Source organism: Pseudomonas sp. AB39(2026), assembly GCF_059831485.1.
Map to the genome: position 1 here is coordinate 4,206,913 of NZ_CP195212.1, position 26,268 is coordinate 4,233,180.

The following is a 26,268-nucleotide window of genomic DNA, read 5'->3' on the forward strand; positions in this document are numbered from 1 at the left end:
TTTCATGACGCGCTACATCTTCGTCACGGGCGGTGTTGTTTCTTCACTGGGGAAGGGCATTGCTTCGGCATCTCTGGCGGCCATCCTGGAGGCGCGGGGGCTGAAGGTCACCATGCTCAAGCTGGATCCGTACATCAACGTCGATCCTGGCACCATGAGCCCCTTCCAGCACGGTGAAGTGTTCGTCACCCACGACGGCGCCGAAACCGACCTGGACCTGGGTCACTACGAGCGGTTCATCCGCACCACCATGACCCAGAACAACAACTTCACCACCGGCCGTGTGTACGAGCACGTACTGCGCAAGGAGCGCCGGGGTGATTACCTGGGCGCCACCATTCAGGTGATCCCGCACATCACTGACGAAATCAAGCGCCGCATCATCAAGGGCGCCGGTGACGCGGACGTGGCCCTGGTGGAAATCGGCGGCACGGTGGGGGACATCGAATCCCAGCCGTTCCTGGAAGCCATCCGCCAGTTGCGCGTTGAAGTGGGCGCACGCCGTGCCATGCTCATGCACCTTACCCTGGTGCCGTACATTGCCACGGCGGGCGAAACCAAGACCAAGCCAACCCAGCACTCCGTGAAGGAACTGCGCTCCATCGGCCTGCAGCCCGATGTGCTTATCTGCCGCTCCGACCACCCGGTGGACGCGTCGTCGCGTCGCAAGATCGCCCTGTTCACTAACGTGGAAGAGCGTGCCGTCATCTCCCTGGAAGACGTGGACACCATCTACAAGATTCCAGGCGTGCTGCACGCCCAGGGCCTGGACGACTTCGTGGTGGAGCGCTTTGGCTTGCAGTGCGGCAGCGCAGACCTGGCCGAATGGGACAAGGTCATCGATGCCAAGCTCAACCCCGAGCATGAAGTCACCATCGCCATGGTCGGCAAGTACATGGAATTGCTGGATGCCTACAAGTCGCTGATCGAAGCGATGAGCCACGCCGGTATCCAGAACCGTACCCGTGTAAACCTGCGCTATATCGACTCCGAAGACATCGAGAACCAGGGCACCGGCCTGCTGGAAGGCGTCGACGCCATTCTTGTACCTGGCGGGTTTGGCCTGCGAGGCGTGGAAGGCAAGATTCGCGCAGTACAGTTCGCCCGTGAAAACAAGGTGCCTTACCTGGGGATCTGCCTAGGCATGCAGGTGGCGGTCATCGAGTTCGCTCGTAATGTGCTGGGCTGGGCCGATGCCAACTCCACCGAGTTCGAGCGCAACAGCGGCCACCCGGTCGTGGGCCTGATCACCGAGTGGGAAGACGCCACCGGCGCGGTGGAAACCCGTACTGAAACGTCCGACCTGGGTGGCACCATGCGCCTGGGTGCTCAGGACTGCCTGCTTGAAGCCGGTTCCAAGGTACACGCCTGCTACCAGAAAGACGTGATCGTGGAGCGTCACCGCCACCGTTACGAAGTGAACAACAAGCTGCTGCCTCAATTGGTAGACGCCGGGCTGGTGATCTCCGGCCGCTCTGGCGACGGTGCGCTGGTGGAAGTGGTGGAAGGCAATGACCACCCCTGGTTCGTTGCCTGTCAGTTCCACCCGGAATTCACGTCGACCCCACGTGATGGTCACCCGCTGTTCAGCGGCTTCGTCAAAGCGGCATTGGCACAACGGAACAAGGGCTGAACCATGGCACAGAAGACTATCCGCGTTGGCAACATCGAGCTGGCTAACGACAAGCCCATGGCACTGTTCGGCGGCATGAACGTGCTGGAGTCCCGTGACCTGGCCATGCAGATCTGCGAAGAGTACGTACGGGTCACCGAGAAGCTCGGCATTCCCTACGTGTTCAAGGCCAGCTTCGACAAGGCCAACCGCTCCTCAGTGACGTCCTACCGCGGCCCGGGCCTGGACGAAGGCCTGAAGATCTTCGAAGAGATCAAGAAAACCTTCAACGTGCCTGTGATCACCGACGTGCATGAACCGCACCAGGCGGCACCAGTGGCCGAGGTGTGCGACATCATCCAGCTGCCGGCCTTCCTGTCCCGGCAGACGGACCTGGTCGTGGCCATGGCCCGCACCAATGCAGTGATCAATATCAAGAAGGCCCAGTTCCTGGCACCCCAGGAAATGAAGCACATCCTCACCAAGTGTGAAGAGGCCGGCAATGACCAGCTTGTGTTGTGCGAGCGAGGGTCGAGCTTTGGCTACAACAACCTGGTCGTGGACATGCTGGGCTTCGGCATCATGAAGCAGTTCGAATACCCGGTGTTCTTCGATGTGACCCACTCGCTGCAAATGCCGGGTGGGCGTTCGGATTCCGCCGGCGGGCGGCGTGCCCAGGTGACCGACCTGGCCAAGGCCGGCATCAGCCAGGGGTTGGCTGGCTTGTTCCTGGAGGCCCATCCGGACCCGGACAATGCCCGCTGCGATGGCCCTTGTGCATTGCGCCTGAGCAAGCTGGAGCCGTTTTTGGCCCAGCTAAAGGCGCTCGATGAACTGGTCAAGCATTTCCCGATCATAGAGACCGCCTGACCGTCGTTCAGAGGGTCAGTACCGGCTTTCTCTGGCGTTGTGGTGGCTTAGGCCGCTTGCAGCGCCAAACCCGTTGCGTCGTTCTCGTCCAATCTGGAGTGTTTACAACAATGGCAAAAATCGTCGACATCAAAGGTCGTGAGATTCTGGATTCCCGTGGTAACCCGACCGTAGAAGCTGACGTGCTTCTGGACAACGGTATCATCGGCCGCGCCTGCGCGCCCTCTGGCGCTTCCACTGGCTCGCGCGAAGCACTGGAACTGCGTGATGGCGATAAAAGCCGTTACTTGGGCAAGGGTGTACTCAAGGCCGTTGGCAACATCAACGGCCCCATCCGTGATGCGTTGATGGGCAAGGACCCTGCCGACCAGAAAGCACTCGATCGCACCATGATCGACCTGGACGGTACCGAGAACAAGGCCAACCTGGGCGCCAACGCCATTCTCGCCGTCTCCTTGGCGGCGGCCAAGGCTGCCGCTGAAGACCAGGACCTGCCGCTGTACGCGCACATTGCCAACCTGAACGGCACCCCAGGCGTGTACTCCATGCCGGTACCCATGATGAACATCATCAATGGTGGTGAGCATGCTGATAACAACGTGGACATCCAGGAATTCATGGTGCAGCCGGTTGGCGCCAAGACCTTTGCCGATGGCCTGCGCATGGGCACCGAGATTTTCCATCACCTCAAGGCGGTGCTGAAAAAGCGTGGCCTGAACACAGCTGTTGGTGATGAAGGTGGCTTTGCGCCGAACCTGACCTCCAACGAAGATGCCTTGAAAGCGATTGCCGAAGCGATTGAGGCAGCCGGTTACACGCTGGGCACTGACGTGACCCTGGCCCTGGATTGCGCAGCCAGCGAGTTCTACGAAGGGGGCAAGTACAGCCTGTCCGGTGAAGGGCACAGCTTCGATGCCGAAGGCTTTGCCGAGTACCTGAAAGGGTTGACCGAACGCTACCCGATCATCTCCATCGAAGACGGCCTGGATGAATCCGATTGGGCAGGCTGGAAGGTACTGACCGACAAGATCGGCGACAAGGTGCAATTGGTAGGTGACGACCTGTTCGTGACCAACACCAAAATCCTGAAGGAAGGGATCGACAAGAAGATCGGTAACTCCATCCTGATCAAGTTCAACCAGATCGGCAGCCTTACCGAGACCCTGGAAGCCATTCAAATGGCCAAAGCGGCTGGCTATACCGCCGTGATCTCCCACCGCTCGGGCGAAACGGAAGACTCCACCATTGCCGACCTGGCCGTGGGTACTGCGGCAGGCCAGATCAAGACCGGCTCGCTGTGCCGTTCGGACCGCGTCTCCAAGTACAACCAACTGCTGCGTATTGAAGAACAATTGGGCGAGAAAGCCCCTTACCGTGGCCGTGCCGAGTTTCGCGGCTGATCAGGAAGTGGTAAAAAGGCGGCAGGGAAGGGGTAGCCCGGCCGATGTCGCCTTGATCGCTTCCCGGCGATGCTGAAATGCTGAAGCCTGGCGCTCGCCAGGCTTTATGCTATCCGGCAAGCGACTGAATTTTTTCCTGGATCTTTCGATGCGCAGTCCTTATTGGTTATTTCTGGTGCTTGGTCTGTTGCTGGCAGGGTTGCAGCATCGGCTGTGGGTAGGCACGGGTAGCTTTGCCCAGGCCGCTGACCTCAGGCAGCAGATCGCGGATCAGAAAGCCGAGAACGAACGCCTGTTCGAGCGTAACCGTGTGCTTGATGCTGAGGTGCTCGAACTCAAGAAAGGCATGGAAACCGTTGAAGAACGTGCCCGTCATGAGCTGGGCATGGTCAAGGACGGCGAAACTCTCTATCAGATTACCCAATGACCCCTCCTGTTTCTTTCTGGGTGGTTATCCCTGCTGCCGGCATTGGCACGCGCATGAGAGCCGACCGCCCGAAGCAATACCTTAGTTACGCGGGCAAAACCCTGCTGGAGCACACCTTGGCGTGCTTTCTCGGGCACCCAGACCTGCGCGGCCTGGTGGTGAGCCTGGCGCCCGGTGACACCTGGTGGCCTGCGCTGGCCTGTGCGCAGGATCGCACCCTGCACAGCGTCATCGGTGGAAGCCAGCGCTGCGACTCAGTACTGAACGCCTTGCTCAAGCTCAATGAGCTGGGCGCCGGCAGCCGGGATTGGGTACTGGTTCACGATGCGGCCCGGCCTAACCTGGCGGCCAGTGACCTGGAACGTTTGCTGACGGAGCTGGGGCACGACGACGTAGGTGGCCTGCTGGCGGTCCCCGCCAAGGATACCCTCAAGCGCGCAGGCCCCGATGGCCGCGTGGCCGAGACCCTCGACCGTAGTGTGGTCTGGCAAGCGTTCACGCCCCAGATGTTCCGCCTGGGCCCTTTGCAACGTGCACTGGCAGACGCCTTGGTGGCAGGGGTAAACGTGACCGACGAAGCCTCGGCCATGGAATGGGCTGGCCATGCACCCCGGCTGATCGAAGGGCGCGCCGACAATATCAAGGTCACACGGCCCGAAGACCTGGCCTGGTTGAAGCGCTAACCTACGGCCTGAATCCTGCTGTAGGACCGGGCGTAGCCGAAGGCGAAGACCGGGAACCTGCCCGGCACCTTCCGCATGCCATATAGCTAAGCAATCCTCCCAAGCCCCTCACGCAAATGCTCGATCAACCCTCGTACTTTGGGCGACAGGTGCCGCTGTTGCGGATAAAGCGCCCATACCGCTGTGTTGGGAGGCTGATGGGCTTCGAGCAGGGCGACCAGCGCGCCACTGCGCAAGTGCTCCTGCACATAGTAATCCGGCAATTGGCACAGCCCGAGGCCTTTAAGGGCGGCATCCAGTACCGCCTGGCCGCTGTTGCAGCGCCAGTTGCCCTCGACCCGTACCGTAATTTCCCGCGTGTCCTGCAACAGCAGCCACTGGTCGGTACTGCCAATCAGGCAATTGTGTCGGTTCAGTTCGGACAGGCTATGGGGCCGCCCATATTGCTCCAGGTAGGCGGGTGCAGCGCACAGGTACATGCGCCGCGGCGCCAGGCGGCTGGCCACCAGGCGAGAGTCCTGCAGCCTGCCTAGCCGAATGGCCAGGTCCAGGCCTTCATCGAGCAGGTCCAGTGGCCGGTTCGTCAGCTCGATATCCACCTGCAACTGCGGGTGCCTGGCCTGGAAATCGGTGACCAGAGGCACCACGAAACGCTCGCCGTAAGCGACCGCACAGGTCATGCGTAACAGGCCCTTGGGCGAACTTCCCAAGTCCTGTACGGCTCGCAGCGCTTCTTCGCGCCCGTCCTGCAGGCGTTGGCAATGCTGAAGGAACGTATGCCCCGCTTCGGTCAGGCTGACCCGGCGAGTACTGCGATAGAACAGGCGCGTTTGCAGGCGCTCTTCCAATTGGGACACTTGGCGGCTGACATGCGATGAAGACACGCCCAACTGAACAGCCGCAGCGTTGAACTGCCCTAATTCAGCAACTGCCACGAATTCATCCATACCCTCCCAGCGCAAACCGGCCATATTGTCCCTCAGCAGCAATAATGTTTCCCTTGCTGGCCGATTATCCACTGGAGTGCGGTGAATTACACTGTCTTCTTTGTTTCTACCAAGGAATTTCCCATGATCAAGTCCCGGGCCGCCGTTGCCTTCGAAGCCAAGAAGCCGCTGGAAATCGTAGAGGTAGAGGTTGCCATGCCCAAGGCGGGCGAGGTACTGCTGCGCGTGGTTGCCAGTGGCGTGTGCCATACCGACGCCTACACCCTGTCAGGGGCTGACCCAGAGGGTATTTTCCCGAGCATCCTGGGCCATGAAGGTGGCGCGATCGTCGAAGCCGTGGGCGAGGGCGTCACGTCGGTGGCTGTGGGGGATCACGTGATCCCGCTCTATACTCCCGAATGCCGTCAGTGCAAGTTCTGCCTGTCTGGCAAGACCAACTTGTGCCAGGCCATTCGCGCGACCCAGGGCAAGGGCCTGATGCCCGATGGCACCACGCGGTTCTCCTACCAAGGCAAGCCGCTGTTTCATTACATGGGCACCTCTACGTTCTCCGAGTACACCGTGCTGCCGGAAATCTCCGTGGCACGCATTCCTAAAGAGGCGCCGCTGGAAAAGGTGTGCCTGCTAGGGTGTGGCGTAACCACTGGTATCGGCGCGGTGCTGAACACCGCCAAGGTCAAGCCAGGTGATACGGTGGCCATCTTCGGCCTGGGCGGCATCGGCCTGTCAGCCATTCTGGGCGCCGTGAAGGCCAAAGCCAGCCGTATCATTGCCATCGACATCAACCCCGCCAAGTTCGAGATCGCTCGCCAACTGGGCGCTACTGAATGCGTAAACCCTAAGGACTTTGACAAGCCCATTCAGGACGTCATCGTCGATATGACCGATGGCGGCGTGGACTTTTCCTTCGAGTGCATCGGCAACGTGCAATTGATGCGCGCCGCACTGGAATGCTGCCACAAAGGGTGGGGAGAGTCCGTGATCATTGGTGTGGCCGGCGCAGGCCAAGAGATTGCTACGCGCCCCTTCCAACTGGTTACCGGCCGGGTCTGGCGGGGTAGCGCGTTTGGCGGTGTGCGCGGCCGTAGCGAGCTGCCCAGCTACGTGGAAATGGCCGAGCAGGGTGAGATCCCGCTGGATACCTTCATCACCCATACCATGCCGCTGGAAGACATCAACAAAGCCTTTGACCTGATGCATGAGGGCAAGAGCATTCGCAGCGTTGTCCACTTCTGAGGTGCACGCCATGAGCCTTGAAAACCTGTCGTGCCAGAAAAGCTTTGGTGGCTGGCACAAGCGCTACAAGCACCGTTCGAGCACCCTGGGATGTGACATGGTGTTCGCGGTGTACCTCCCGCCCCAGGCCGAATCCGGCCAGAAGCTGCCGGTGGTGTATTGGTTGTCCGGGCTTACCTGCACGGACGAGAACTTCATGCAGAAAGCTGGCGCTCATCGCTTGGCCGCCGAGTTGGGGCTGATACTGGTGGCGCCCGACACCAGCCCGCGTGGCCCAGATGTCCCGGGCGACCCGCAAGGCGCCTGGGACTTTGGCCTGGGAGCCGGGTTCTACCTCAATGCCACCCAGGCGCCCTATGCCCAGCATTACCAGATGCATGACTACGTGGTCACTGAACTCCCGGGCCTGATTGAAGCCAACTTCCCGGCTAGCGATGCGCGGTCCATCGCTGGCCACTCCATGGGAGGGCACGGTGCCATGGTGTGTGCATTGCGCAACCCTGGTCGCTACCGGTCGATATCGGCGTTCTCGCCCATCTGCAACCCCATGGATTGCCCATGGGGGGAGAAAGCCTTCAGCCATTACCTGGGCGAAGACCGCAGCCGGTGGCGTGAATGGGACAGCAGCGTGCTCATGAGCCAGGCCGAGGAGCAGTTGCCACTGCTGGTCGACCAAGGGGACAAGGACGATTTTCTGGCCAACCAGCTCAAGCCCGAGGCCCTGCAAAAGGCTGCCAAAGGTGTGGGTTACCCCCTGGTATTGCGCCACCAGCCGGGCTACGACCACAGCTATTATTTCATCGCCAGCTTTATCGATGACCACTTGAAACACCATGCGGCCGCTCTGGGCCTAGGCTAGGTTCCACTACAACGGTGCCCAATACCGCCCCGGCAAGGTAGAATCGCGCCCTGACTCAAACAGGGCGTTTTTCTATGCGTATCGGCCATGGCTACGATGTGCACCGTTTCGGTGATGGCGACTTCATTACCTTGGGAGGGGTGCGCATTGCCCACACCGCCGGGCTGGTGGCCCATTCCGATGGTGACGTAGTGCTGCATGCACTCAGTGATGCCTTGCTCGGGGCGGCTGCCCTGGGTGACATCGGCAAGCATTTTCCCGACACAGACCCCCGCTTCAAGGGCGCTGACAGCCGCGCATTGTTGCGCCATGTGGTAGCCCTGGTGCAGGCCAAAGGCTGGCGAGTGGGTAACGTGGACGCTACGATCGTGGCTCAAACCCCGAAAATGGCCCCTCATATCGACGCCATGCGTACTGCAATTGCCCAAGACCTGCAGGTTGAACTAGACCACGTGAATGTCAAAGCCACCACAACCGAGAAGCTGGGCTTTACCGGGCGCGAGGAAGGCATTGCCGTTCATGCGGTCGCCTTGTTGCTGACGGCATGAACGACGCTTACCTGCTAGGCCCGCGTGCCTGTGGCGATACCTTGGGTAGCGCTGTGCTCAAGGCCACAGCGGAAGATTTCCAAGTCAATGAGGTGCTGGACATTCCCCTGGAGGGAGCAGGCGAGCACCTGTGGTTGTGGGTGGAAAAGCGAGAGCTGAACACCGAGGAAGCCGCCCGCCGTTTGGCGAAGGCTGCAGGTGTGCCGGTCAAGTCCATCAGCTATGCAGGGCTCAAGGACCGCCAGGCCTTGACGCGACAGTGGTTCAGCCTGCACCTGCCCGGCAAGGGCGAGCCCAACCTGGACGCCGCCCAGGACGCCAGCCTGCGCGTGCTCCAAGCCACACGGCACCGTCGTAAATTGCAGCGCGGCGCTCACTCGGCCAATGGTTTTTCCCTGCGTCTTACGTCCCTTGCAGCCGACCCTGCTGCCATAGAGCAACGGTTGCAATGGATCAGGCAGCAGGGTGTGCCCAATTACTATGGCCCACAGCGTTTCGGCCATGAGGGCGGTAACCTGGCGCAGGCACGGCACTATGCCGCTAACCAGCGGTTACCTGAACAGCGCAACGTGCGCTCGCGCATCCTGTCCGCCGCACGAAGCTACTTGTTCAATCAGGTGTTGGCCGAACGCGTGCGCCAAGGCAACTGGAACCAGGCCCAAGTGGGGGATGTGTTGGCGTTTACCGATAGCCGCAGCTTTTTCGGCGCTGGTGAGGCCGAGTGCGCAGACCCACGCCTGGCGGCACTGGACCTGCACCCCACTGGGCCCTTGAGCGGCCGGGGGGGCTCGCCTGCGGTAGGTAGCACGCTGGCCGTGGAACAACGCATCGAAGCAGGCGAAGCGGCACTGTGCGCTTGGCTGGCCGAAGCGGGCCTGGATCACGAACGGCGCATTCTGCGGCTGCCCATCCGGGAGTTGACGTGGCATTATCCCGAGCCTGACATTCTGCAACTGGACTTCATCCTGCCCACCGGATGCTTCGCCACGGTCGTGGTTAGAGAGCTGTTCGAATTGGTGCAGACAGGGTAGATGGAAAGCCCATGCGTATCTTGATCTCCAATGACGACGGGGTCACCGCCCCAGGCATCGCCGCGCTCCATGCTGCGCTGGCGGAATTCGCCCACTGTACGGTGATAGCGCCAGACCAGGACCGCAGTGGCTGCAGCAGTGCATTGACCATCGACCGGCCGTTGCACCCGGTAACGCTCGACAATGGCTTTATCAGCGTGAACGGCACCCCGGTCGATTGCGTTCATCTGGGTTTGAACGCCTTGCTGGAAGACGCACCCGACCTGGTTGTCTCCGGTATCAACCTGGGGGCTAACCTGGGGGATGACGTGATTTATTCCGGCACCGTGGCTGCTGCCCTGGAAGGCCGGTTCAATGGCAGTACCTCCTTCGCTTTTTCACTGGCCTCCCGGCAGTTGGACAACCTGCCTTCGGCAGCCTGGTATGCTCGCACCTTGATACAGGCACAGGCCGAGCTGGCGCTACCCCCACGTACCCTGATCAATGTGAACGTGCCCAACCTTCCCCTGAGTGCAATCCGTGGCATCCGCCTTACCCGGCTGGGGCATCGCGCACGCGCGGCCCGCCCTAGCCTGGTGGTAGACCCGCGTGGCAAGCCAGGCTACTGGATAGCCGCCGCTGGGGATGCGGAGGATGGCGGGCCTGGCACAGACTTCCATGCACTGATGCAAGGCTATGTGTCCGTGACGCCGCTGCAGCTGGATCGCACCTTCTACCCGGCGTTCGAAACACTGGGTGCCTGGCTGGAGGGGCTGAACTGATGCGTGGGCAGAACGACCTGCTTCACCGGGGCATCGGGATGACCTCCCAGCGAACCCGTGAACGCCTTATTCAGCGCCTGCACGAAGAGGGGATCAGCAACCCGAATGTGCTTGACGTGATCCGCAAGACCCCACGGCATCTGTTTGTCGATGAAGCGCTGGCCCACCGCGCCTACGAAGACACAGCCTTGCCCATTGGCAACAACCAGACCATTTCCCAGCCCTACATCGTGGCACGCATGAGCGAACTGCTGTTGGCAGCGGGGCCTTTGGATAAGGTGATGGAAATCGGTACAGGCTCGGGTTACCAGACCGCGATTCTCTCCCAGCTTGTGGAACGAGTGTTTTCCGTGGAGCGCATCAAGGGCCTGCAAGACCGTGCCAAAGAGCGCATGCAAAGCCTGAATGTGCGCAATGTGGTGTTCCGATGGGGAGATGGTTGGGAAGGGTGGCCGGCGCTGGCGCCCTATAACGGAATCATTGTCACAGCCGTAGCGGCCGATGTACCTCAAGCGTTGCTGGACCAGCTGGCGCCGGGAGGCCGAATGGTCATACCGGTGGGGGCTGGCGACGTGCAGCAACTGATGCTGATCGTACGCGAAGACGCGGGTTTCACCCGGCACCTGCTTGGGTCGGTTCGATTTGTGCCCCTGCTCAATGGCCCCCTGGCATGACACGCTATCCACCTGGAATTCTGCTGCCTGGGGCCTGTCATACGCGGGGTTCTAACGTCTTCTCATCCCTTGGCGTGCAACAACGCCTTCCACGGCATGGCCATTGACCACCTCGGTTATACTGCCAGCCTTGTTTCAACCATCATCCAAAGGGAGTAGCGGGTGAGTCCGACAGTTATTGGCCAGGGTGCGGGCATGCGGCTCCAGAAAAGCGTGCTTGCGGCACTGGCAGCTGCTGTTTTGCTGGCAGGGTGCTCAAGCACGCCCAGCAGTAGCGTACGGGTTGTGGATCGCGCAGCGCAGAAGCCTCAACGGCCCCAGGTCACTACAGGCCAATACGTCGTGAAGCGGGGCGATACGTTGTATTCCATTGCCTTCCGCTATGGCTGGGATTACAAGGCACTGGCTGCCCGTAATAATATCCCGCCGCCCTATACCATTCGTCTGGGCCAGGCCCTGCGGTTCGATGGTCAAAACGGGGCCGCCACAGTAGCAGCCACGGCGCCGTCCACTGTTGTGACCCGCAGCAACTCAACGTCCTCGTCAAGTACCACCACAGTCACGCGCCGGCCAGAGGCCCCTCCCATAGCGGTAGCACCGGGCATTTCCGAGTCCTCAACCGCTTCGGTAAACACGCCAACTCCGGTTCCTGCAGCTGCTGGCCAAACAATGGCAGGCGGTTGGACATGGCCGTCCAATGGCGTTTTGATAGGAAAATTTGCTTCAAACGGTAGTTTGAATAAAGGAATTGATATCGCCGGAGATTTGGGACAGCCTGTTTTCGCTGCGTCTGATGGATCCGTGGTGTACGCCGGGAGTGGCTTGCGGGGCTACGGCGAGCTGGTAATCATCAAGCATAGCGATACCTATGTAAGCGCCTATGGCCATAACCGTAGGCTGTTGGTTCGGGAGGGGCAGCAGGTCAAGGCCGGGCAGGCAATTGCCGAAATGGGCTCCACAGGTACCGACCGGGTGAAACTTCACTTTGAAATTCGCCGCCAGGGCAAGCCAGTAGATCCCATGCAGTTTCTGCCACGACGTTGAATGCCGCTGCAGCCTGTCGCTAACCACGTAGGGGGGACAGGCTCCTGCGTAGCCATGGAAACCAGGCACGCTTGGGCTTGAGGTCGAACTCAGAAAGGGACTACAACAATGGCTCTTAACAGAGAAGCGCCGGAGTTTGACATCGACGATGAGGTGCTGCTGGTTGAAACCGGTATCGTCCTTGACATGGCGTCCGACGAGGACGCTCCGGTAGCAGCGGTACGGTCAAAGGCCAGGCAAACCTCTTCGCTCAAGCAGCATAAGTACATCGATTACACCCGTGCGCTTGATGCCACCCAGCTGTACCTCAATGAAATCGGCTTTTCCCCCCTGCTTTCTCCTTCCGAAGAAGTGCATTACGCACGCCTCTCGCAAAAAGGCGACCCGGCAGGTCGCAAGCGCATGATCGAAAGCAACCTGCGGCTGGTGGTCAAGATTGCCCGGCGTTATGTAAACCGTGGGTTGTCGCTGCTGGACCTGATCGAAGAGGGCAATCTGGGCCTGATCCGAGCCGTCGAGAAATTCGACCCCGAACGCGGGTTCCGCTTCTCCACGTATGCAACGTGGTGGATTCGTCAGACCATCGAACGGGCCATCATGAACCAGACGCGCACCATTCGTCTGCCCATTCATGTGGTTAAAGAGCTGAACGTTTACCTGCGGGCGGCGCGTGAACTGACACAGAAGCTTGATCATGAGCCTTCGCCTGAAGAAATCGCTGCACTGCTTGAAAAACCAGTAGGCGAGGTCAAGCGCATGCTGGGCCTGAACGAGCGTGTGTCTTCGGTAGACGTGTCGCTAGGGCCGGATTCGGACAAGACCCTGCTGGATACCCTGACGGACGATCGCCCTACGGACCCGTGTGAATTGCTTCAGGACGATGACCTGTCCCAGAGCATCGATCAATGGCTTTCCGAGCTCACTGACAAGCAGCGGGAAGTGGTTGTACGGCGCTTCGGCTTGCGCGGCCATGAAAGCAGCACGCTCGAAGATGTAGGCTTGGAAATAGGCCTGACCCGCGAGCGCGTCAGGCAGATTCAGGTAGAAGGCCTCAAGCGCCTGCGTGAGATTCTGGAGCGCAACGGCTTGTCCAGTGAGTCCTTGTTTCAGTAGCGTATAGCTGCACCACAAGCCCCGCCATAGCGGGGCTTTTTTTGACCATTGGAAAGACGACGTGTGTGCTTAAGCTGCTGTAGGAAAACACTTACAGTACGCGTAAGCCTTAGTCATAAAGTAGTGTAGAAAATACCGAAAACTCAGTAGGTAAAAATATAAATTACTGAAATATAAGAATTTTAAAAGTGTCATGGCAGTGCAATGACTTTTTTTGAAAAACCCTTCGCCTTGCTCCGCACAACCAAAAGTCTATTATCTGAACTGTGTCCAGGGACAGACACAGGCTTCCATGGACGGCAGCCAGGACATCGCACGACGCGATTCATCAGGACGATGAGAAGGAAATACAAGGACCACGGAAGATGATACAGGGGGGCTTGATGCCCCCCTTTTTCGTGCGCGCCCGAAAGGCCTGCTAGGGTCAGCGAGCCAGGTCGGCAATCTTGCCCGGTTTGCCATCCCATTCTTCAGCGTCGGGCAGGGCATCCTTTCGTTCGGTAATGTTGGGCCATACGTCGGCCAACTCCGCGTTCAGCGCAATGAACTCCTGCATGTCGGCCGGTACTTCATCTTCGGAGAAGATGGCCTGCGCCGGGCATTCAGGTTCGCACAATGCGCAATCGATGCACTCGTCCGGGTGAATGACCAGGAAATTCGGGCCTTCGTAAAAGCAGTCCACCGGGCATACTTCTACGCAATCGGTGTATTTGCACTTGATGCAGTTGTCGGTGACGACGAAGGTCATTGCTGATGTTCTCCTCAGGCGGCTGTCGCGGGCCCCACGGCAAGGGCCCTGCAGGTTTCGGAGCTGGCTTGCAGCCAGCTGATGATCACGGGTGTCCGGACCCTGGTCCGAGCCTCTAAGAAGTGGACTTCCCAAACCGCGCGGGATTCTATCAGCTTGCGCCTTTAGGTGTTAGACCCGCTTTTTCAACGTGTACAGCAGGTCCAGCGCAGCCCGTGGCGTCATGTTGTCCAGGTCGGCCTTGGCCAGGTCGTCCAGTACCGGGTGCGGCAGTTGCGCGAACAGGTCACTCTGGTGCGGCGGCTGGGGGGTTCCAGGCTTTGCCAGAGCAGGCTCTTTTGGCAGGCTGGCTGTTTCGAGGCGGCCCAGATGTTCCCGTGCGCGCTGGATAACGGCTTCTGGTACGCCCGCCAGTTGCGCGACGGCCAGGCCGTAGCTTTGGCTGGCTGGGCCTGGCAACACGTGGTGTAGGAAGACGATGCGCTCCTTGTGCTCGGTTGCGTTCAGGTGAACGTTCGCCACCACCGGTTCGTTTTCCGGTAGCACGGTCAGCTCGAAATAATGGGTGGCGAACAAGGTAAAGGCTTTCAAGCGCGCCAACCGCTCCGCAGCTGCCCAGGCTAGCGACAGGCCATCGAACGTACTGGTGCCACGGCCTACTTCATCCATCAGTACGAGGCTGGCGTGGGTCGCATTGTGCAGAATGTTGGCGGTTTCGCTCATTTCCACCATAAAGGTAGAGCGGCCCCCTGCCAGGTCGTCGCTGGAGCCGATGCGTGTGAAGATACGGTCCACCAAAGACAGTTCGCACCGGGCGGCCGGTACAAAGGCGCCGATGTGAGCCAACAGTACGATCAGGGCTGTCTGCCGCATGTAGGTGGATTTACCCCCCATGTTGGGGCCGGTGATTACCAGCATGCGGGTCTGGTCATCGAGTGACAGGTCATTGGCCACAAACGGCGTGCTCAGCACCTGTTCCACTACAGGGTGCCGGCCTTGTTCGATACGAATGGACGGCTCGCTTACAAAGGTGGGGCAGTTCAGGTCCAGGGTGAGCGAGCGCTCGGCCAGGTTGCCCAGCACGTCCAGCTCGGCCAGCGCCGCTGCCGTGTCCTGCAGGGGCGCCAGGTGCCCTATGAGGGTTTCCAGCAGGGCCTCGTACAGCATCTTTTCACGTGCCAGTGCGCGGCTCTTGGCGGACAGCGCCTTGTCCTCGAAGGCCTTGAGCTCGGGTGTGATAAAGCGCTCGGCGCCTTTAAGGGTCTGGCGGCGAATGTAATCGCCAGGGGCTTGCTCGGCCTGCTTGCTGGGCAATTCGATGAAGTAACCGTGAACGCGGTTGTAGCCCACCTTGAGGTTGGCCAGCCCAGTGCGCGCCTTTTCGCGGGCTTCCAGGTCGATCAGGAACTGGCCAGCGTTCTCGCTCAGGGCCAGCAGCTCATCCAGTTCGGCGTCGTAACCGGTCTTGAGCACGCCGCCGTCACGGATAACGGCAGGTGGGTTATCGATGATAGCGCGCGCTAGTAAAGCAGCCAGCTCGGGATAGGTGCCGGCGATGGTGGCCAGCTGCGCCAGGTGCGGTGCTTCCAGGTCGGTCAGGTGGTTTTGCAATTCCGGCAACGCCGCCAGGGCATCGCGTAACCGTGCCAGGTCCCGTGGGCGCGCGTTGCGCAGCCCGATACGGGCCAGGATGCGCTCCAGGTCGCCAATGTCCTTGAGCTGTGGCTGCAGCCCCTCGAACCGATACCCTTCCAACAGGCAGCGGATGGAGTGCTGGCGCGCCGACAATACCTTCAAGTCACGCAACGGGCGGTTGAGCCAGCGGGTCAGCAAACGGCTGCCCATGGCGGTCTGGCACCGGTCCAACACAGACTGCAGGGTGTTGTCGCGCCCCCCTGCCAGGTTGATGTCCAGTTCCAGGTTACGCCGCGTGGCCGCATCCAGCACTACGGTGTCGTCCAGCCGCTCGTGCCGCAGGCTGCGCAAGTGGGGAAGGGCCGTACGTTGTGTTTCGCGTGCGTAGGCCAACAGGCAACCCGCGGCACTGATGGCCAAGGTTAGCTGTTCGCACCCGAACCCTTTCAGGTCCTGAGTGCCGAACTGCTGGCACAGCAGTTTGCGCGCGGTATCGCGTTCGAACTCCCAGGGCGCGCGGCGCCGTGCGCCTCGACGTTTCTCCGCTGGCAGGCCCTGGGGCCAGTCGTCCGGGATCAGGAGTTCTACGGGGTTGATGCGCTCGAGTTCGGCCAGCAGGTGCTCCCAGCCCTTGACCTCCTGAACGATGAACTGGCCGCTAGTGATGTCCAGCACGGCCAGCCCGAACAGGCGCTCGTCCCCGAGCAGGGCGGCGATGAGGTTGTCTCGGCGCTCGTCCAGCAGGGCCTCGTCGCTGACGGTGCCTGGTGTGATGATGCGCACCACCTGACGCTCAACTGGCCCCTTGCTGGTTGCCGGGTCGCCGATCTGCTCGCAGATCACCACGGACTCGCCCAGCTTGACCAGCTTGGCCAGGTAGCCCTCGGCAGCGTGATAAGGGATGCCGCACATGGGTATCGACTGGCCTGCTGACTGCCCCCGCGCGGTCAGGGTGATGTCGAGCAGCTTTGCGGCCCTCTTCGCGTCTTCGTAGAAGATCTCGTAGAAGTCGCCCATGCGGTAGAACATGAGCTGGTCAGGATGCTGGTTCTTCAGCTTCCAGTATTGCTGCATCATCGGGGTATGGTTGGACAGGTCAGACATTCAGGGGCTGGGCTCGGCTGTCGGCAGTAACAAAGGGCGAAAGCGGCCAATGGTACAGGGATTTTTTCCGCGTCGCTAAAACGGGGCAAATGAACTTTGGCGTGCTTGGAGGCTCATCCTCCTGCACCCTGCGTGTAGCGCCGCAACGAATGGTTGCGTATCGGCCATGGACAGACCTCGCCAGCCGGGGGAAAGTCTGCCCGGCCCGCCTGCTGCCAGGCGGCTTGACCCGAACAAGGAGTTTCCATGGATGACATCACCCACCTGGCCACTGCCTTGGGCAACCGCCTCCAGGCGATAGGCGCCCACGTGACCACCGCCGAATCCTGCACAGGCGGTGGCATTGCCGAGGCTATCACGCGGGTGGCCGGTAGCTCGGCCTGGTTCGAAGCTGGCTACGTGACCTACTCTAACGCCCAGAAAACAGCGCAACTGGGCGTACCCGGCACACTGTTCGAGCAGGTAGGCGCCGTCAGCAAGGAGGTTGTCCACGCCATGGCCATTGGCGCGGCGCAGAGGGCACAGGCCAGGTTTTCAGTGGCTGTGAGCGGTGTGGCAGGGCCCGGCGGCGGGTCGCCAGACAAGCCTGTAGGCACCGTGTGGCTGGCGTGGGCAGACGGCTCACGCATTTTTACCGAACGCCAGCAATTCCCAGGTGATCGACATGCTGTACGGCAACAAACCGTTGCCGCCGCGCTTCATGGATTGCTTGCCTTGGCCAATGGAGAAATACCAGGGCAGGGGTAGTCGATCCGTTGAAGGTGTGGAATAATACTGTTCACTTATACAGTTATTGGCCAGTACAGGGCGCGAACAGCGTAATGGCGGCCCTATCGAAATCGTGAGGACATCAATGGACGACAACAAGAAGCGTGCCTTGGCTGCGGCCCTGGGTCAAATCGAGCGTCAATTCGGTAAGGGTGCCGTCATGCGCATGGGCGACCATGAACGCACAGCCATCCCTGCTATCTCGACCGGCTCCCTCGGCCTGGACATCGCACTGGGCATCGGCGGGCTGCCAAAAGGCCGTATCGTCGAAATCTACGGCCCGGAATCTTCGGGTAAAACCACCCTTACGCTGTCGGTCATCGCTCAGGCGCAACGTGCGGGTGCTACCTGCGCCTTCGTCGACGCCGAACACGCCCTAGACCCTGAATACGCCGGCAAGCTAGGGGTAAACGTCGATGACCTGCTGGTCTCGCAGCCAGACACAGGTGAGCAGGCGCTGGAAATCACCGACATGCTGGTGCGCTCCAACGCCGTAGACGTGATCATCGTCGACTCCGTGGCTGCATTGGTACCCAAGGCAGAAATCGAAGGTGAAATGGGTGACATGCATGTGGGCCTCCAGGCGCGCCTCATGTCCCAGGCGCTGCGCAAGATCACCGGCAACATCAAAACTGCCAATTGCCTGGTCATTTTCATCAACCAGATCCGTATGAAAATCGGTGTGATGTTCGGCAGCCCCGAAACCACCACAGGGGGTAATGCCCTCAAGTTCTACGCGTCTGTACGCCTTGATATCCGCCGCACTGGTTCGGTGAAGGAAGGCGACGACGTGGTGGGCAGCGAGACCCGCGTGAAAGTGGTGAAAAACAAGGTATCGCCACCGTTCCGTCAGGCTGAGTTCCAGATTCTCTATGGCAAGGGCATCTACCTGAATGGCGAAATCATCGACCTGGGTGTCGCCAATGGTTTCGTAGACAAGTCAGGCGCTTGGTATGCCTACCAGGGCAACAAAATTGGCCAAGGCAAGGCCAACGCTGCCAAGTACCTTGAGGAGAACCCTGAGGTCAAGGCTGCACTGGAAAAGCAGATCCGTGACAAGTTGCTTAGCGCAGGCCCAGCGCCTGAAACAAAGGACGCTAAAGAGGTGAAGGACGAGAAGCCCGGCCGTAAAGGTGCTGCGCCTGCAGCAGCAGCGGCTGATGAAATGGCTGACGCCGAAAACGATCTGTAAGCGTGAAGTGTTGCGTGGCTCATGAAGAGGGCTGCCCATGCCTGCGGTAGCCCTTGATACAGCGGTTGCCGTACGGCGCGTGGCAATGGACCTGTTGGCCCGGCGGGAACACGGCCGGGTCGAGCTGGAGCGTAAGCTGCGCCAGCGGGGCGCTCCCCCCGAACTCATTAGCTCAGCACTGGACCGCCTTACAGAGGACGGGCTTCTTTCCGAAGCCCGCTACCTCGAAAGCTTCATCAACTACCGTGCCCGTTCTGGGTATGGGCCTGCACGTATTCGTGAGGACCTGGCGCAACGCGGCCTATTGCGCGCTGACATCGACCAGGCCTTGCGGGAATGCGGCTTTGATTGGTCTGCGCTCCTGCGCGATGTTTGGGAGCGCAAATTCTCAGGCGAGTTGCCTATAGACCAAAAGGAACGTGCACGGCAAACGCGTTTTCTGCTGTACCGCGGTTATCCCATGGACTTGGTCGGGCGTTTGTTGAGCGGGCGAGATTGAGCGATCAGCCAGCTTGAACCCAATGCTCTGGCTGGTTGATATAGTCCACCAACTCCCGAAGTCGCCCTTGGTTTCGGCCGGTAAAGGTAAAGGCCAGCCGAACCAGGTGTGCCAGCTCTGGCTCATCAGCCGCTTCAGGTATCACCTCATGCTGCTCGAATTCGCCGCTGAGCTTCAAATCCCCGAATAAGGCATCCAACTTGGCGAGCGCAGGCGCGTTCAGCGGATGGCGCATGCGCACGATAAAAATGTTCTTGTGCCAGCGCGTGGAGTGGAAGTTGGCGTAGAAGCGGTTGATTTCAGCCACAGCGTCTTCGGCACTGTGCACCAGCCGCATCAGTTTCAGGTCGCTGGGCAAAATGTAATGGTTGGCTTCCAGTTCACGGCGCATGAAGCCCAGCGCTTCTTCCCAGAAGGTATGCCCTGGTGCATCCAGCAACACCACAGGTACTAAGGGGCTCTTGCCCGTCTGGATCAAGGTCAGTACTTCGAGTGCTTCATCCAGCGTGCCAAAGCCGCCAGGGCATAGCACGAGCGCATCCGCCTCTTTGACAAAGAACAGTTTGCGCACGAAAAAGAAGTGGAATGACAGCAGGTGATCGGAACCATCGATGGTGGCATTGGCCCGCTGCTCGAAGGGCAGGGCGATGTTGAACCCCAAACTGTTGGCCCGGCCAGCACCCTCGTGGGCTGCCGCCATGATGCCTCCGCCGCCCCCTGTGATCACCATCAGACCTGAACGGGCAAGTGCCGCCCCCAGTTCCTGGGCAATAGCATAAACGGGGTGTTCGCGTGGTGTGCGCGCCGAGCCGAATACGGTCACCTTGCGTTGCCCTTTATGGGCCTGCAACACTCGGAAGGCATGGTCCAGCTCACGCAGGGTTTGTAGCGTGATCTTGGCGTCCCAGCGGCTGCGGTCTTCTTGCGCCATGCGCAGTACCGTCAACACCATGTCCCGGTACAAGGGGAGGTTGGCGCTGCCCGGTGCAAGGCGCGCCAGTTGCGCATCTACTTGGGTTACCAAGGCGCTGTCATGCGCCGCGAAGTGTTCGTCCAGTGTTCTATCGGGCTGGTACGCCATGCAACCGCTCCTTGGTGCCTGCCGGGGGATCAGCAAGAGGCCGACCCCCCAGCACGTGAAGGTCAGTGCTTCAAGCCACAGTCTGCGGCCGTATACCGGTGGGTCGCCACCGGCTTCTTGGTCTTGTACTCGGTAAATTCATAACGCATCACCGCGCCACGGGCCATCAGCTTCTGGTAGCCGGGGTTACGACAGACGCTGGCCCCAAGCTGCAAATAGACTTCCTGGGGGTTCTCACGCATTTGTGCGGCGTGGCCAGGCTGTACGGCCAGGTGGTCGATAAGTTCGTTGCCTTTGACCGTGTAGCCTTGGTCAAGGATGTCTTCGTTGATGGCCCTGGGCGTACCCACACTGCTGTCCTTGGCTACCTGTTCGAGCGCTTTGGTCAGCTCGAAATCCTGTAGCGATGCAGCTTGAGCAATGCCCAGCGGCAAAGCCAGCAGCAGGGAAACAGCGATGGTGAAGCGTGGCATGAAACCTCCTCGATCTGATGGCGCCCTTGGCGCAAGCCCGTTGGACCGGCAATGCCTGCCTGTGTTCCAGGGTAGGGGATGAGGCGCAGTATATACCGCAGCTTGCACGCCCTGTGCTGCAGCCAGTGGTAGACTGCCTCCCTTCCTACTGTCTGCCTGGCTGCACCATGCCCCACGCCGTTTTTCGCCTACGCGCCGAGCGCCTGGCGCGCAGTACCCGGCCTTTTGTGGCCCGCGGCTCGAAAAGCCCGCGCTGCCCACACTGCCGCGTGATTCCCAGCCATTGCCTGTGCGCTGAGGCACCCCAAAAACACAGCGGCCCGGCGATATGCCTGTTGATGCACGATGTAGAAGCCCTCAAGCCGACCAATACGGGCTGGCTGATTGCAGACGTGATTCAGGACACCTATGCCTTTGAGTGGAGCCGAACCCACGTAGACCCTCAACTGCTGGCATTGCTTCAGGACACGCGCTTCAGCCCGGTTCTGGTATTCCCAGGTGAGTTCGTACAGCCGCCTTCGCGTGTGGTGAGTGATGTACCGCCGTTATCGGGCAAGCGCCCCTTGTTCGTGCTGCTCGATGCCACCTGGAGTGAAGCGCGCAAGATGTTCCGCAAAAGCCCTTACCTGGACGGATTGCCGGTACTGAGCCTGGCACCTGAAGCCATCTCCCGTTACCGGCTTCGCCGATCTCGCCGGGACGACCATTTCTGTACCGCTGAAGTGGCTGCCCTGTGCCTGAGCCTGGCAGGGCATGAACAGGCGGCAGACACCTTGGACAACTGGCTCGACCTGTTCAGCGCACACTATATGGCGGCAAAGCGCGGCTTGCCCAGGCCGCGGCCTGGAGTGCCTCAGGCCAGCGCAGGGGTAGCGCGTGACGGCCATAGCTGAGCCACCAGCATACCCGTGAGCATCACTGCGCAACCTACATAGCCCCGTGGCGTGAGCACCTCGCCCAGGAACAGCGTGGCAGCGATGGCCGCAAATACTGCTTCCAGCGAAAAAATGATGGCGGCATGGGAGGTAATCGCATCCTTCTGGGCGATTACCTGCAACGTATACCCCAGCGCCGCTGCAACCATGCCCCCGTAGGCCACCGCAGGCGCAGCGGCCATGATTGCGGCGATGTCGAAGTGCTCGAACACCAGGGAGAGCATCAGGCTGGCCACCGCGCACACCACGAACTGAATGAAGGCCAGGCGTATCACGTCGTGGCGGCTGGCAAAATGCCCTACCAGCAACACGTGGCCTGCCCATACGAAAGCGCCGGCCAATTGCAGCCAGTCGCCTGGGGCTACCTGGAAGTGTTCGTTCACGCTCAACAGGTACATGCCTACCACCGCCAGGCACGCGCCCAGCCAGGTGCCTGTACCCGTGGCATGCCCCAACAGCAGCCCCACCACTGGCACCACAATCACATACAGGCCCGTGATAAACCCGGCATTGGTGACACTGGTGAACTGCAACCCGAACTGTTGCAGGTTGATGCCTATCGCCAGCGCCAAGCCCATGGCGGCGCCGGCGTACCACTGGCCTCGCGTGGCAGGCTGCGGGGCGGTGCGGCTGCGCCAGTACAGCAAGGGCAGCAGGCAGACCGAGCCCAAGGCAAAGCGCAGCCCTGAATAGAGGAAAGGCCCGATATGGTTCATGCCGGCGGTTTGTGCAACAAAGCCAGACCCCCAGATCATTGCGGTCAACAGCATCAGCAGGTCGGCGCGCAGGGCATGGCGTTGCATCATTCGCTCCATGAATTATTTCCGGGGGGCGAAACTGTGCCTCAATGCAGGCAGCTTGACCACCCCTGCCGGCCTCGGCATGCTTGGCGCCGTCCCAGCTGCGGCAGTTTGCCACGCATGTGGCTTTTTCAATTGGACCTTGCTTGTTTGAACAGGACGCCCGCCTGATGGCCAGCTACGACATCCTCATCGCCGATGACCACCCGTTGTTTCGCAGCGCCCTGCGCCAGGCGTTGGTCCTCGGGCTCGGTGACGCGGCACGGCTAGCAGAAGCCGAGAGCATCGCGGAGCTGGAAAGCCGCTTGGCCGGAGAAGCAAGCTGGGACCTGGTATTGCTGGACCTGAACATGCCTGGTGCCTATGGCTTCTCGGGCCTGGTGCTGTTGCGCGGGCAATATCCTCAGGTGCCGGTGGTGATGATTTCTGCCCAGGACGAACCGGCGGTGGTGGTACGTGCTCGGGAGTTCGGTGCCAGCGGGTTCATTCCCAAGTCCAGCCCATTGGAGACCATTCAGGCTGCTGTGCAAGCCGTGCTGCAAGGGGATGACTGGTGGCCGGCGCAGGCTTTCGAGCCCATTGAGGTCAGTGCCCAGGCCAAGGCGGCCGGAGAGGGGCTTGCCAGCCTGACGCCCCAGCAGTTTCGCGTGCTGACCATGGTGTGCGAAGGGCTGCTCAACAAGCAGATCGGTTTCGAGCTCAATGTGTCTGAAGCAACGGTTAAGGCCCATGTAACGGCTATTTTCCGCAAGCTGGGGGTACGCACACGCACCCAGGCCGCGTTATTGCTGCAGCAACTGGCGTCCCTCGGCGCCGGTTGACCTGCTGCATCCCGTGGGCCGATCAGGTAATGTGCAGCCCCCACTAACAGGGTGTGTCCATGTCTCCTTTCAAAGGCCAGAGCGGCCTCAAACGTATCTTCAACGCCGCTGGCTATTCATTTGACGGTTTGCGTGCAGCCTTTACGGGCGAGGCGGCCTTCCGCCAGCTGGTACTGCTCAATGCCGTACTCATTCCCGTGGCGTTCTGCCTGCCGGTGAGCCGGCTAGAGCGTGCGGTGCTGATTGCCGTGTGCCTGGTGGCGTTGATCGTGGAATTGCTCAACTCGGCCATCGAGGCCACGGTGGACCGCATCTCCCTGGAGCGCCACCCGTTGTCCAAGAATGCCAAGGACATGGGCAGCGCGGCTCAATTCATTGCACTTTCATTGATTGGTTTGGTGTGGGCGGTGATTCTTCTTTAGGCAAACGGCCGCAGCACGATTTCATCGCTGCGCTTTACACCGGCGGTGAACGTACGGCATAGCTCTAGAAACTCGCGCATGGCGCAGGTCTGGTATTTCTGTTTGTGCCAGATGAAGAAAAACTGCCGCGCCAGGTCCAGCTCCGGCGTCGCAATGTAGACCAGGCTACCCCGGCGCACGGCGTCGCGCAGGGCCAGGCGGGATACGCAACCAATGCCCAGGCCAGACTCCACGGCGCGCTTGATGGCTTCGGTATGTTCCAGCTCCAACCGCACGTTCAACGTGGAACGGTGGTGGCGCATGGCTTGGTCGAAGGTCAGGCGCGTGCCAGACCCTTGTTCCCGAAGAATCCAGGCTTCCCCCACCAAGTCTTCAAGGCTAGCACTGCCTTTGGCAGCCAGCGGGTGAGCGGGGGAGCAGAACACGGCCAGCTCGTCTTCAACCCAAGGGTGAACTTCAATATCGCTGTGGTAGCAATCCCCCTCGATCAAGCCTAGGTCCAGCTCGTGCTGCGCCACCTGCTGCACGATATGGGCTGTGTTGTGCACATGCAGTTTCACCTGGCTTTCCGGGTGGCGCTGCATAAAGCTGCCAATGAGCAAGGTGGCTAAGTAATTGCCAATAGTAAGTGTGGCCCCTACCGCCAGTGACCCAAAGCCAGACTTGCCATTGAGCAGGTCTTCGATTTCCTTGGCCTGGTCCAGCAGGGCAACCGCCTTGGGTAAGAGCTGATGCCCCAGCGCATTAAGGCTCAGGCGTTTGCCCGCACGGTCGAACAGCTGGCAGCTTGATTGCCGCTCCAGCTCTGTGATGGAGGTACTGGCGGCCGACTGCGACAGCGCCAATTGAGACGCAGCGCGAGAGACGCTTTCCTGCTGGGCCACGGCCACAAAAACCTGTAACTGGCGTAAGGTAAATCGCATATCTATATAACCGATTAGGTATATCTTGATAATTCATTTAACAGATATTATTACGGGCCCTAGAATACCGCGCAATCATGCCGCACTGTCGGCACCTGCCTGGCAGGGTACAGCGTTTTCAGGAGCTTTCTTTCAATGAGCAACTTCAACCACGAGCGCGTGCTCAGTGTTCATCACTGGAACGATACCCTGTTCAGCTTCAAGTGCACCCGGGACCCTGGGCTGCGCTTCGAGAACGGCCAATTCGTGATGATCGGCCTGCAGCAGCCCAATGGCCGCCCTCTGATGCGTGCCTACTCCATCGCCAGCCCCAATTGGGAAGAGCACCTGGAGTTCTTCAGCATCAAAGTGCCAGACGGCCCACTCACCTCGCAACTGCAGCACCTGAACGAAGGTGACGAGATCATCATCAGCAAGAAGCCTACCGGCACGCTGGTGCTCGATGACCTCAAGCCTGGCAAACACCTGTACCTGCTTAGCACCGGTACCGGCCTGGCGCCGTTCATGAGCGTCATCCAAGACCCGGAAACCTACGAGCGTTTCGAAAAGGTGATTCTGGTGCACGGTGTGCGTTACGCCAACGAAGTGGCGTATCACGAGTTCATCACCGAGCACTTGCCGCAGAACGAATTCTTCGGTGAAGGCGTACGGGAAAAGCTGATCTACTACCCTACGGTGACCCGCGACCCATACCGTAACCAGGGCCGGCTAACTGACCTGATGCGCAGTGGCAAGCTGTTCGCCGATATCGGCCTGCCCCCGATCAACCCGGAACACGACCGGGCCATGCTGTGCGGTAGCCCAAGCATGCTGGATGAAACCAGTGAAGTGCTCAACAGCTTCGGCCTTACCGTGTCGCCACGCATGCGTGAGCCAGGGGATTACCTGATCGAGCGTGCCTTCGTCGAGAAGTAAGCCACGTTGCTGCCTGCAAAGCCGCCGCGCGCTAGACGCCCGGCGGCTTTTTCATGCCTGCGGGACCACTTCCAGTACGCGAATGCCATGGGCATCCGGGTAGTGCCAGCGCACTTCCACGTCCCATAGCTTTACCCCGTACTGCCGCTCGGGGGGTGGCGCCTGATAGGCCGGGCGAGGGTCTTGGGCCAGGCATTGTTCGATCAGGGCTACCAGTGGCTCACCAAGGCGCCCAGCGTGCTGCTGAGCCTGATGCAGCGCCGCTTCGGTCCACTGCACCTGAATCAGAGGTGGGGCTGTGTCTGCCAAGGCATTGAATGCCCCTGGCACCTGATCGGCATAGGGTACATAGGGCTTGATGTCGAGCACGGGTGTGCCATCGAGCAGGTCGATGCCGGACAGCCACAGCTTGCCCGGCTCAACCCGGTCCAGCCGCACTACGGACTGGCCTATGCCATTGGGCCGATGGGTCGCGCGGCTGGCAAACACGCCAATACTGCGATTGCCGCCCAGGCGAGGCGGCCGGACCTTTAGCCGAGGTTGTGCCTCAAGGGCCTGGTGGAACACGAACAGCAGCCACACGTGGCTGACGGCTTCCAGCCCTTGAACGGCCTCGGGTCGGTCATAAGGGGCGATTAGCTCCAGGCAGCCACGCGCGGCGCTGGCCAGTGCAGGCTGGCGAGGAATGGCGAACTTCTCTTTGAAGCAGGACCGAACATAGCCCACCGGCACCATGCTGTAGGCCAT

At 60.4% G+C, this 26,268-nt stretch carries 28 protein-coding genes; 20 read left to right on the forward strand and 8 right to left on the reverse strand.

The features are described 5' to 3' along the window. Window positions 1-4 precede the first annotated feature (4 nt). The 5 genes from pyrG (at window position 5) to ispD (ending at window position 4,992) form a co-directional block, all read left to right on the forward strand. A complete protein-coding gene (pyrG, locus tag ACSAMW_RS19310; protein ID WP_500591652.1) occupies window positions 5-1,633 on the forward strand; it encodes a CTP synthase in 1,629 nt (542 codons plus the stop codon). A 3-nt stretch (window positions 1,634-1,636) separates the two neighbouring features. After that, window positions 1,637-2,482: a 3-deoxy-8-phosphooctulonate synthase gene (kdsA, locus tag ACSAMW_RS19315; RefSeq protein ID WP_168082166.1), complete on the forward strand. Its 846-nt coding sequence runs from the start codon at window positions 1,637-1,639 to the stop codon at window positions 2,480-2,482. 110 nt (window positions 2,483-2,592) lie between these two features. After that, window positions 2,593-3,882, forward strand: a complete 1,290-nt coding sequence (gene eno, locus ACSAMW_RS19320) for a phosphopyruvate hydratase (protein ID WP_500591653.1) — start codon at window positions 2,593-2,595, stop codon at window positions 3,880-3,882. Between the two features lie 148 nt (window positions 3,883-4,030). Continuing rightward, window positions 4,031-4,309: a septum formation initiator family protein gene (locus tag ACSAMW_RS19325; RefSeq protein ID WP_168082162.1), complete on the forward strand. Its 279-nt coding sequence runs from the start codon at window positions 4,031-4,033 to the stop codon at window positions 4,307-4,309. After that, window positions 4,306-4,992, forward strand: a complete 687-nt coding sequence (gene ispD, locus ACSAMW_RS19330; protein WP_500591654.1) for a 2-C-methyl-D-erythritol 4-phosphate cytidylyltransferase — start codon at window positions 4,306-4,308, stop codon at window positions 4,990-4,992. The genes ACSAMW_RS19325 and ispD overlap by 4 nt, the downstream gene beginning before the upstream one ends. A gap of 86 nt (window positions 4,993-5,078) precedes the next feature. Here the strand turns inward: ispD and ACSAMW_RS19335 are convergent, their stop codons facing one another. Continuing rightward, complete coding sequence (locus ACSAMW_RS19335) at window positions 5,079-5,963, reverse strand: LysR substrate-binding domain-containing protein (protein WP_500591655.1); 885 nt, start codon at window positions 5,961-5,963, stop codon at window positions 5,079-5,081. A gap of 99 nt (window positions 5,964-6,062) precedes the next feature. Between ACSAMW_RS19335 and ACSAMW_RS19340 the strand changes: the two genes are divergently transcribed. The 8 genes from ACSAMW_RS19340 to rpoS all read left to right on the forward strand — a co-directional run bounded on the left by ACSAMW_RS19340 (window position 6,063) and on the right by rpoS (window position 13,205). Then, window positions 6,063-7,175: an S-(hydroxymethyl)glutathione dehydrogenase/class III alcohol dehydrogenase gene (locus ACSAMW_RS19340; RefSeq protein ID WP_500591656.1), complete on the forward strand. Its 1,113-nt coding sequence runs from the start codon at window positions 6,063-6,065 to the stop codon at window positions 7,173-7,175. Window positions 7,176-7,185: 10 nt separating this feature from the next. Then, window positions 7,186-8,034 (forward strand): S-formylglutathione hydrolase, encoded by an 849-nt coding sequence (gene fghA, locus ACSAMW_RS19345; protein WP_500591657.1) that lies wholly within the window; start codon window positions 7,186-7,188, stop codon window positions 8,032-8,034. A gap of 74 nt (window positions 8,035-8,108) precedes the next feature. Then, complete coding sequence (gene ispF / locus ACSAMW_RS19350) at window positions 8,109-8,582, forward strand: 2-C-methyl-D-erythritol 2,4-cyclodiphosphate synthase (RefSeq protein ID WP_500591658.1); 474 nt, start codon at window positions 8,109-8,111, stop codon at window positions 8,580-8,582. After that, window positions 8,579-9,613, forward strand: coding sequence for a tRNA pseudouridine(13) synthase TruD (gene truD, locus ACSAMW_RS19355; protein WP_500591659.1), 1,035 nt, complete (start codon window positions 8,579-8,581; stop codon window positions 9,611-9,613). Before ispF ends, truD begins: the two co-directional genes overlap by 4 nt. An 11-nt stretch (window positions 9,614-9,624) precedes the next feature. After that, window positions 9,625-10,374: a 5'/3'-nucleotidase SurE gene (gene surE, locus ACSAMW_RS19360; protein ID WP_500591660.1), complete on the forward strand. Its 750-nt coding sequence runs from the start codon at window positions 9,625-9,627 to the stop codon at window positions 10,372-10,374. 38 nt (window positions 10,375-10,412) lie between these two features. After that, a complete protein-coding gene (locus ACSAMW_RS19365; RefSeq protein ID WP_168082678.1) occupies window positions 10,413-11,048 on the forward strand; it encodes a protein-L-isoaspartate(D-aspartate) O-methyltransferase in 636 nt (211 codons plus the stop codon). Between the two features lie 162 nt (window positions 11,049-11,210). After that, window positions 11,211-12,092, forward strand: coding sequence for a peptidoglycan DD-metalloendopeptidase family protein (locus tag ACSAMW_RS19370; protein WP_500591661.1), 882 nt, complete (start codon window positions 11,211-11,213; stop codon window positions 12,090-12,092). A gap of 108 nt (window positions 12,093-12,200) precedes the next feature. Continuing rightward, window positions 12,201-13,205 (forward strand): RNA polymerase sigma factor RpoS, encoded by a 1,005-nt coding sequence (rpoS, locus tag ACSAMW_RS19375; RefSeq protein WP_500591662.1) that lies wholly within the window; start codon window positions 12,201-12,203, stop codon window positions 13,203-13,205. Window positions 13,206-13,629: 424 nt separating this feature from the next. Here rpoS and fdxA read toward each other — a convergent pair whose 3' ends face one another. Beyond that, a complete protein-coding gene (fdxA, locus tag ACSAMW_RS19380; RefSeq protein ID WP_500591663.1) occupies window positions 13,630-13,953 on the reverse strand; it encodes a ferredoxin FdxA in 324 nt (107 codons plus the stop codon). A 171-nt stretch (window positions 13,954-14,124) separates the two neighbouring features. Continuing rightward, a complete protein-coding gene (mutS, locus tag ACSAMW_RS19385) occupies window positions 14,125-16,692 on the reverse strand; it encodes a DNA mismatch repair protein MutS (protein WP_500591664.1) in 2,568 nt (855 codons plus the stop codon). Window positions 16,693-16,938: 246 nt separating this feature from the next. Between mutS and ACSAMW_RS19390 the strand changes: the two genes are divergently transcribed. The 3 genes from ACSAMW_RS19390 (at window position 16,939) to recX (ending at window position 19,151) form a co-directional block, all read left to right on the forward strand. Next, the gene (locus ACSAMW_RS19390; RefSeq protein ID WP_500591665.1) at window positions 16,939-17,439 is read left to right on the forward strand and encodes a CinA family protein; all 501 of its coding nucleotides are present in this window, start codon (window positions 16,939-16,941) and stop codon (window positions 17,437-17,439) included. A gap of 106 nt (window positions 17,440-17,545) precedes the next feature. Further along, on the forward strand, window positions 17,546-18,652 hold the full coding sequence (gene recA, locus ACSAMW_RS19395) for a recombinase RecA (RefSeq protein ID WP_500591666.1): 1,107 nt from the start codon (window positions 17,546-17,548) through the stop codon (window positions 18,650-18,652). A 37-nt stretch (window positions 18,653-18,689) separates the two neighbouring features. After that, window positions 18,690-19,151 (forward strand): recombination regulator RecX, encoded by a 462-nt coding sequence (gene recX, locus ACSAMW_RS19400; protein ID WP_168082136.1) that lies wholly within the window; start codon window positions 18,690-18,692, stop codon window positions 19,149-19,151. A gap of 4 nt (window positions 19,152-19,155) precedes the next feature. On the opposite strand, the gene ACSAMW_RS19405 is transcribed toward recX, so the two are convergent. Together ACSAMW_RS19405 and ACSAMW_RS19410 are read right to left on the reverse strand one after the other, a co-directional pair. Beyond that, entirely contained in the window at window positions 19,156-20,232 is a 1,077-nt protein-coding gene (locus ACSAMW_RS19405) for an LOG family protein (protein WP_500591667.1), read from the reverse strand. Between the two features lie 62 nt (window positions 20,233-20,294). Then, complete coding sequence (locus ACSAMW_RS19410; protein WP_168082132.1) at window positions 20,295-20,705, reverse strand: quorum-sensing-regulated virulence factor family protein; 411 nt, start codon at window positions 20,703-20,705, stop codon at window positions 20,295-20,297. 167 nt (window positions 20,706-20,872) lie between these two features. Here ACSAMW_RS19410 and ACSAMW_RS19415 point away from each other — a divergent pair, with 167 nt between their 5' ends. Further along, window positions 20,873-21,598, forward strand: a complete 726-nt coding sequence (locus tag ACSAMW_RS19415) for a tRNA-uridine aminocarboxypropyltransferase (RefSeq protein ID WP_500591668.1) — start codon at window positions 20,873-20,875, stop codon at window positions 21,596-21,598. Here ACSAMW_RS19415 and ACSAMW_RS19420 read toward each other — a convergent pair. Continuing rightward, complete coding sequence (locus tag ACSAMW_RS19420) at window positions 21,559-22,443, reverse strand: DMT family transporter (protein ID WP_500594084.1); 885 nt, start codon at window positions 22,441-22,443, stop codon at window positions 21,559-21,561. The genes ACSAMW_RS19415 and ACSAMW_RS19420 overlap by 40 nt on opposite strands. Before the next feature lie 167 nt (window positions 22,444-22,610). On the opposite strand from ACSAMW_RS19420, the gene erdR reads away from it, so the two are divergent. Together erdR and ACSAMW_RS19430 are read left to right on the forward strand one after the other, a co-directional pair. Next, a complete protein-coding gene (gene erdR / locus ACSAMW_RS19425) occupies window positions 22,611-23,261 on the forward strand; it encodes a response regulator transcription factor ErdR (protein ID WP_168082674.1) in 651 nt (216 codons plus the stop codon). Between the two features lie 53 nt (window positions 23,262-23,314). After that, entirely contained in the window at window positions 23,315-23,683 is a 369-nt protein-coding gene (locus ACSAMW_RS19430; protein WP_500591669.1) for a diacylglycerol kinase, read from the forward strand. Here ACSAMW_RS19430 and ACSAMW_RS19435 read toward each other — a convergent pair. After that, window positions 23,680-24,606 (reverse strand): LysR family transcriptional regulator, encoded by a 927-nt coding sequence (locus ACSAMW_RS19435; protein WP_168082124.1) that lies wholly within the window; start codon window positions 24,604-24,606, stop codon window positions 23,680-23,682. The genes ACSAMW_RS19430 and ACSAMW_RS19435 overlap by 4 nt on opposite strands. 135 nt (window positions 24,607-24,741) lie before the next feature. Here ACSAMW_RS19435 and ACSAMW_RS19440 point away from each other — a divergent pair, with 135 nt between their 5' ends. Beyond that, a complete protein-coding gene (locus tag ACSAMW_RS19440) occupies window positions 24,742-25,521 on the forward strand; it encodes a ferredoxin--NADP reductase (RefSeq protein ID WP_500591670.1) in 780 nt (259 codons plus the stop codon). Between the two features lie 51 nt (window positions 25,522-25,572). Here ACSAMW_RS19440 and tsaA read toward each other — a convergent pair whose 3' ends face one another. Continuing rightward, a complete protein-coding gene (tsaA, locus tag ACSAMW_RS19445) occupies window positions 25,573-26,268 on the reverse strand; it encodes a tRNA (N6-threonylcarbamoyladenosine(37)-N6)-methyltransferase TrmO (protein ID WP_500591671.1) in 696 nt (231 codons plus the stop codon).